This window comes from Streptomyces canus 299MFChir4.1 (assembly GCF_000383615.1).
GTDB lineage: Bacteria > Actinomycetota > Actinomycetes > Streptomycetales > Streptomycetaceae > Streptomyces > Streptomyces canus_C.
On record NZ_KB911598.1, the window covers coordinates 174047 to 180145 of the forward strand.

The window sequence follows — 6099 nt, forward strand, 5'->3', positions numbered from 1 at the left end:
GGATGCCCGGCTGGATACCCAGGTGGAACAGGCTGCCCCGGTGGGGAAGGATCCTCTACGCGCTGGCGGGCGTGGCGGTGCTCGTGGCCGCCGGCGTGTACGGCATTCCCGCCATCCAGAGGCCGGACACCTGCCATGACGGCATCGAGAAGATCGGCGGCGAGTGCATCGGCGTCGACGGCGCGGGCTACGACTTCGGCACACCGGAGATAAGCGCCGTGGTCAAGGCCATCTCGGAGGAGAACAAGAGGATCGCGAAGCAGCCCCACGTCACCGTGGCGATGGTGCTGCCCCTCCAGTCGACCACGGCGGGGCTACGGCGGCAGATGCGCAGCGACCTCCAGGGCGCGTATCTGGGACAGCGGCAGGCCAACTCGGGCGTGGGCCAAGTGCCCAGGATCCGGCTGGTGCTGGCCAATCCGGGGATGAGCTACCGCCATCAGGACAAGGTCGTGGACGCGTTGCTCGACATGGCCCAATCCGAGAGGGACAAGCTGCGGGCCGTCACGGGCTTCAACCTCACGCTCGACGCCACCGAGAAGGCCGTAGCACGTCTGACGGAAAGCGGTGTCCCGGTGCTCGCCTCCCGGATCAGCGGCGACGGGATCGCGAACGTCGAGGGGCGGAAGCAACGATTCCCCGGCCTTGCCCGGATCATCCCCACCAACGGCGATGCGGCCAAGGCCCTGGCCAACTTCAACGGCGAGCGGGGCCGGGAAGACGCCAGGTCGGTGCTGGTCTACGACACCCGCCCGGACGCCTACGCCCAGTCGTTGGCGAGCGCGTTCCGGGGGATCAAGGAGACGGGTCCGGCCGGGCCCGCCGACATGTCCTTCGAGTCCCCGGGGATCGACGAGGCCGGCTCGACCGGCAGTCAGTTCGAGCAGATCGCCAACAACATCTGCGGTTCCGCGGCAGACACGGTCTACTTCGCGGGGCGCACGCTGCACCTGCGGATCTTCGCGCTCACCCTCGCCAAGCAGACGTGCGCGGACCGTCACTTCACCCTGATCAGCGGCTCCGACGCCGCCTCTCTGCGGCAGAACATGTCCGAGAAGGACTGGGCGCAACTGCGCGGCGAGGACGGCGGGGCCAAGGTGACGGTCCAGTATGCCGCCCCCGCCCACCCGGCCGCCTGGAACATCGAACTGGCCGCCTGGACCAAGCAGTGGAAGAAGTCCCACCACCGCGAGCCCACCGCGAGCGAACTCCCCCAGTACCTCACGGAGCCCAAGGCGGCCCTGGACGGCCTCAACGACCTGATCGAGAGCACGAGCAAAGCGGGCACGAACCTCGGCTCCACTCCGAACCTGGAGGACTCCCGCACCATGCTCGTCTACGACGGCCTCGTCACCGTCGGCACGGCCCTGCACGAGGTACAGGGCAACGACGCCGAGCACGCGCCCAGCCTCACGGACGTCCGCCAGGAGTGGTCGAAACTCCAGTCGGTGCACCGGGTGAGGGGCACAAGTGGCCTGATCTGCCTGACCAGCGGCGGGAATCCGTACGACAAGCCGGTCGCGGTGGTCGAACTGAACCCGGGCCAGGGCGTGCGCGGGTCCCTGAAGTTCGTCGGTCTGGGCTGGCCCACCGGCAAGGAACAGCCGAAGAACTGCGTGATCCCGAGCGGCACTTCCTGAGACAGCCGGCCCTCTCTACCCAGCGCTTTTCTTGAGGATGTCGGGTACGGGGCCTGCCAATTGGGGGCCTGCCACCCTTGGTGCTGCAGGAACGCGCTCAAGGCGCGAGCCTGGTGGCGGAGGCGTTCCTCGGCGCGACCTCGGTCGCTGCCGCATCTGCTTCGCCGAAGCGCGCACCACGCGGCCTGAGCGGAGGTCGTCCGGGGGGGGGTGTCCTACCAAGCCGTGGTCCCTCTCGACACGTTATGTGTCACCTACGCCTTGGCTGACGAGTGATCGGGGATGCAGCCGGGGCGGCGCAGTCCGGCGCCCCCGCGTAGTCGGGCAGCTCGACGCCGTTGATCGCGCGCCCGACCAGCTCGGTGAACCATTCGCCGGTGAAATCCGGGAGCGGCTCGGCGTCCGGCCCGGGGACGTCGCGGGTGCGGGCGTTCAATCGGCCGATCTCCTGGTTGGCCTCGACGAACGAGCGCATCCGCGCCTCGTAGCGGGCGAACCCGGTGCCGGGGTCCCACTCGGCGGCGGCCAGCTCTCCGGCCAGTACGTAGGCGCCGACGAGGGCCAGCCCGGTGCCCTGTCCGGACATCGGTGACGAGCTGAACGCCGCGTCCCCGAGCAGCCCCACTCGTCCGCTCGACCAGCGGTCCATCACCACCTGGGCGACCTGGTCGAGGTAGAAGTCCGGGGTGTCGTCCAGGTGCGCGAGGATGTCCGGGGCCAGCCAGCCCAGGCCCGCCATCCGCTCACGCAGCAGGCGCTTTTGGGCCGCGACGTCACGGTAATCGACGGCGAAGTCGGCCGAGGCGCAGTAGAACATGGCCATCGCCCGGGTGGCGTCCTGGATGGGGCGCAGGAGGGCTGAGCGCCCGGACTCCTGGTCCTGGTACTCGAGCAGCCAGCGGTCCAGCCCGAACTCGTTGGGCACACTGTAGAAGGCCAGCACGTGCCCGAGGTGGCGCAGAAAACGCTCGTGCGGCCCGAAGACCATCGCCCGCAGCTCCGAGTGCAGCCCGTCGGCCCCGACCACCAGGTCGAAGCGCCGCCGGTCGCCGCCCGCGAAGACCACGTCGACCCCGTCCCCGTCCTGGGCGAGCTCGGCGATGCGGTCGCCGAAGATGTACTCGACGCCGTCGCGGGTGTCGTCGTAGAGCACCTGGGACAGGTCCCCGCGCAGGATCTCGATGTCCGCGATGAATCCGTCGCCACCGTCGTCGTCCGCGCGGAAGGTCTCCAGTACCTTCCCGTCCGCGTCCACGGTGTGCGCGCCGGCGGTGTCGGTGCACGCCGCGCGGACCGCCGCGTCCAGCCCCATGCGCCCGATGACCTCCTTGGCGATGCCGCGCGCGTCCACCGCTTGCCCGCCGGGACGCAGCTCGGGAGCCCGCTCCACCACGGTCACCTCGGCCCCCCGCCGGTGCAGCCAGTGGGCCAGGGCGGGTCCCGCGATGCTCGCCCCCGCGACCAACACCCTGGGACGGCTCACTCGCGTCCCCTGCTCGCCCGTCGGGATCGTGCGCTCCTGAGCGGAGTCGTTGACGCCCATCACTGCCTCCATGTGCTGCCTCCTGTGCTGGAACGTTTCCAGCACAGGACCACCGCCGTCGGTGGATCCAGGGTGTGGACTGCGGATCCGCACAAAACTCGTCGGTACGGCCGAGATCGCGTCCACGCTTGCTCGTCGAAGGAGTCCGGCCCTACGGCGGTCGCAGCTGCATGACCTTCAGCAGCCCCCGGAGTGAGGTCGCGGTCGACTTCATGGTGCGGAACGAATGGTCGGCGGGCCGCATCCACTGTTTCTTGAGACCCGCAAGGCCGCACGCTCCATCTGTTCGGGCAACGCCCGCCCCGCACGCAGACTGCCGAGGTGGCTGTGGGAAGGTGCTGGACTGGACGCCCGGCTCGGCTGACCGCCAGGTGGTGGGAAGAAAGGACGGGGATGGGCCTTGTCTTGGATCCTGTCGTCCGGGTGGGGTGAGGCGGACGTCCTGGGAGGCCGCATACTCGATGATCGTCGCGGGGCTGTGGAGCCTCGCACGCTGAGTTGAGCTGGTCGGATTCAAGGGTGTGGGGGATATGACGGACGTGAACGATCTGGCCGCTGCGGATGCGGTGGAGGACTCTGCCGTACCGGAGCGCCAGGGTGGCGGTCTGGCGCGGTGGTTGCTTCGGCACCGGGTGCAGCCGGCCAGTGCGGCGGAGACAGGTGCCGGCGAGTCCCATGCCTGGTGGAAGGTGATGTGCCTGACCGGCGTCGACTACTTCTCCAGTCTGGCCTATGTGCCGGCGATCGCCGCCGTCGCAGCCGGTGCGGTCTCTCCGCTGGCCACACTTGTGCTCGTGGCTCTGACCCTGCTGGGGATGCTGCCGATGTACCGGCGGGTGGCCCGCGAGAGTCCGCACGGGGCCGGTTCGGTGGCCATGCTCGAGGACCTGCTGCCGTTTTGGCGAGGCAAGCTGTTCGTCCTGGTCCTGCTCGGGTTCGTGGTGACCTCATGGATCATCACGATCACCCTGTCCGCGGCCGACGCATCCGTCCATCTTGTGGAGAGCTCCTATGCCCCGCAGGCACTGCACGGACACGAGGTCGTCATCACCGTGGCGCTCCTGCTGCTCCTTGGCGGGGTGTTCCTGCTGGGCTTCAGCGAAGCGGTCAGCGTAGCCATCCCTCTGGTCGCCGTCTTCCTCGCGCTGAACGCGGTGACCATCGGCGTCGGCCTGATGGAGGTGTTCACGACCCCGGGCGCCCTTTCGGCATGGACCAACGCTCTCGGCGAAGGCGACGGAGTGGGCGACCTGGCCGGGCCCGCACTGCTGGCCTTCCCGCTGCTGGTGCTGGGCCTGTCCGGATTCGAGACCGGGGTGAGCATGATGCCGCTCATCTCCGCCGAGGGCGAGACCACCGAACAGCGACTGAATTCCCGTATCCGCAACGCCCGCAAACTGCTCACGACCGCCGCGCTCATCATGAGCTTCTACCTGCTGGCCGCCAGCTTCGTCACCACCGTCCTCATCCCGCACAAGGAGTTCGAGGAGGGCGGCGCGGCCAAGGGCCGGGCCCTGGCCTGGCTCGCTCATGAACACGTCGGGGAAGCCTTCGGGACCGCCTACGACATCAGCACCATCCTGATCCTCTGGTTCGCGGGCGCCTCCGCGATGGCCGGACTGGTCAACATCGTCCCGCGCTATCTGCCTGGCTACGGCATGGCCCCCGAATGGGGCCGTGCGGTGCGCCCCGTCGTTCTGGTCTACACGGCCCTGTGCGTCCTCATCACCCTCGCCTTCGGCGCCGACGTCGAAGCCCAGGCCGGTGCCTACGCCACCGGGATCCTCGCCATGATGGTCTCCGGCGCCTTCGCCGTCACCGTCTCCGCCCATCACCGCCGCCAGCGCACCGTGTCCGTGGGATTCGCTGCGCTCACCGCGGTACTGCTCTACGCGCTGGTGGCCAACATCATCGACAAGCCGGACGGCATCACCATCTCGGCGATGTTCATCCTGGGCATCATCACCGTCTCGCTGATCTCCCGCATCTCACGCACTACCGAACTGCGGGCAGACGACATTGTCTTTGACGAGACCGCCCGCCAGTTCATCGCCGACACCCTCGCTCACGACAACGCCATCAACATCATCGCCAACCGCCGCCAAGCCGGAGACGGCGCCGAGTACGCGGACAAGGAAAGCGAGCAGCGGGCCACCAACCCCGTGCCCGGTCTCGCCGACATCCTGTTCCTGGAGATAGACGTGGTCGACCCCTCCGACTTCAGTGAAACCCTCACCGTCCACGGCGTCGAAATCGACGGGCACCGAATCCTGCGAGCCGAGGCCCCCGCCGCGCCGAACGCCATCGCGGCGATCCTGCTCACCCTGCATGAGAGCACCGGCGTTCAGCCGCACTGCTACTTCGCCTGGGCCGAAGGCAGTCCTCTGACCCATATGTTCCGCTACTTCCTCCTCGGCCGCGGCGACACCGCCCCCGTCACCCGCGAGATCATCCGCCGACACCAGCCCGACCCCGCCCGCCGCCCCGGCATCCACGTCGCAGGCTGACACCACGCCCCACCCGCAACGGCTCCGGCACAAAGCCGGCGCATGGGGCCCGGCGGCCCGAGGGCTGGGCGTGGTGTCGGCGTACACCTGAACGTCCCCACCCACGTACGGGCGAATGCGGCCAGTTGCGGATGTGTTGAGGGATCCTGGTCGGCACTCTGCTGCGTAGTCGGTGTGCTGCGGCAGGGGGTGGTCGACAGTGGTCTTGGATCCGCAGCGGTGGTCGGAACTTCGGCGGTTTCGTGGGCTGTTGGAGTCCGGGGCGATGAGCCTGTCGGAGATCGCCCGTGAGACGGGGCTGGACCGCAAGACGGTCCGCAAGTACCTCGCGGGTCCGGCGACACCACCGCGCCGTTCGGCCAGTGGCCAGGTAGTGCCCAGGAAGATCGACGAGTTCGCGCCGCTGGTC

At 68.8% G+C, this 6099-nt stretch carries 3 protein-coding genes; 2 read left to right on the plus strand and 1 reads right to left on the minus strand.

Annotated features, from left to right (window positions below):
* Positions 1-2: 2 nt before the first annotated feature.
* Positions 3-1640: a type 1 periplasmic-binding domain-containing protein gene (locus H293_RS0130620; RefSeq protein WP_020121643.1), complete on the plus strand. Its 1638-nt coding sequence runs from the start codon at positions 3-5 to the stop codon at positions 1638-1640.
* 250 nt (positions 1641-1890) lie between these two features.
* Here H293_RS0130620 and H293_RS0130625 read toward each other — a convergent pair whose 3' ends face one another.
* A complete protein-coding gene (locus H293_RS0130625) occupies positions 1891-3195 on the minus strand; it encodes an FAD-dependent monooxygenase (RefSeq protein WP_020121644.1) in 1305 nt (434 codons plus the stop codon).
* A 518-nt stretch (positions 3196-3713) separates the two neighbouring features.
* Here H293_RS0130625 and H293_RS0130635 point away from each other — a divergent pair.
* Entirely contained in the window at positions 3714-5690 is a 1977-nt protein-coding gene (locus tag H293_RS0130635; RefSeq protein ID WP_020121646.1) for an APC family permease, read from the plus strand.
* Positions 5691-6099: the final 409 nt, after the last annotated feature.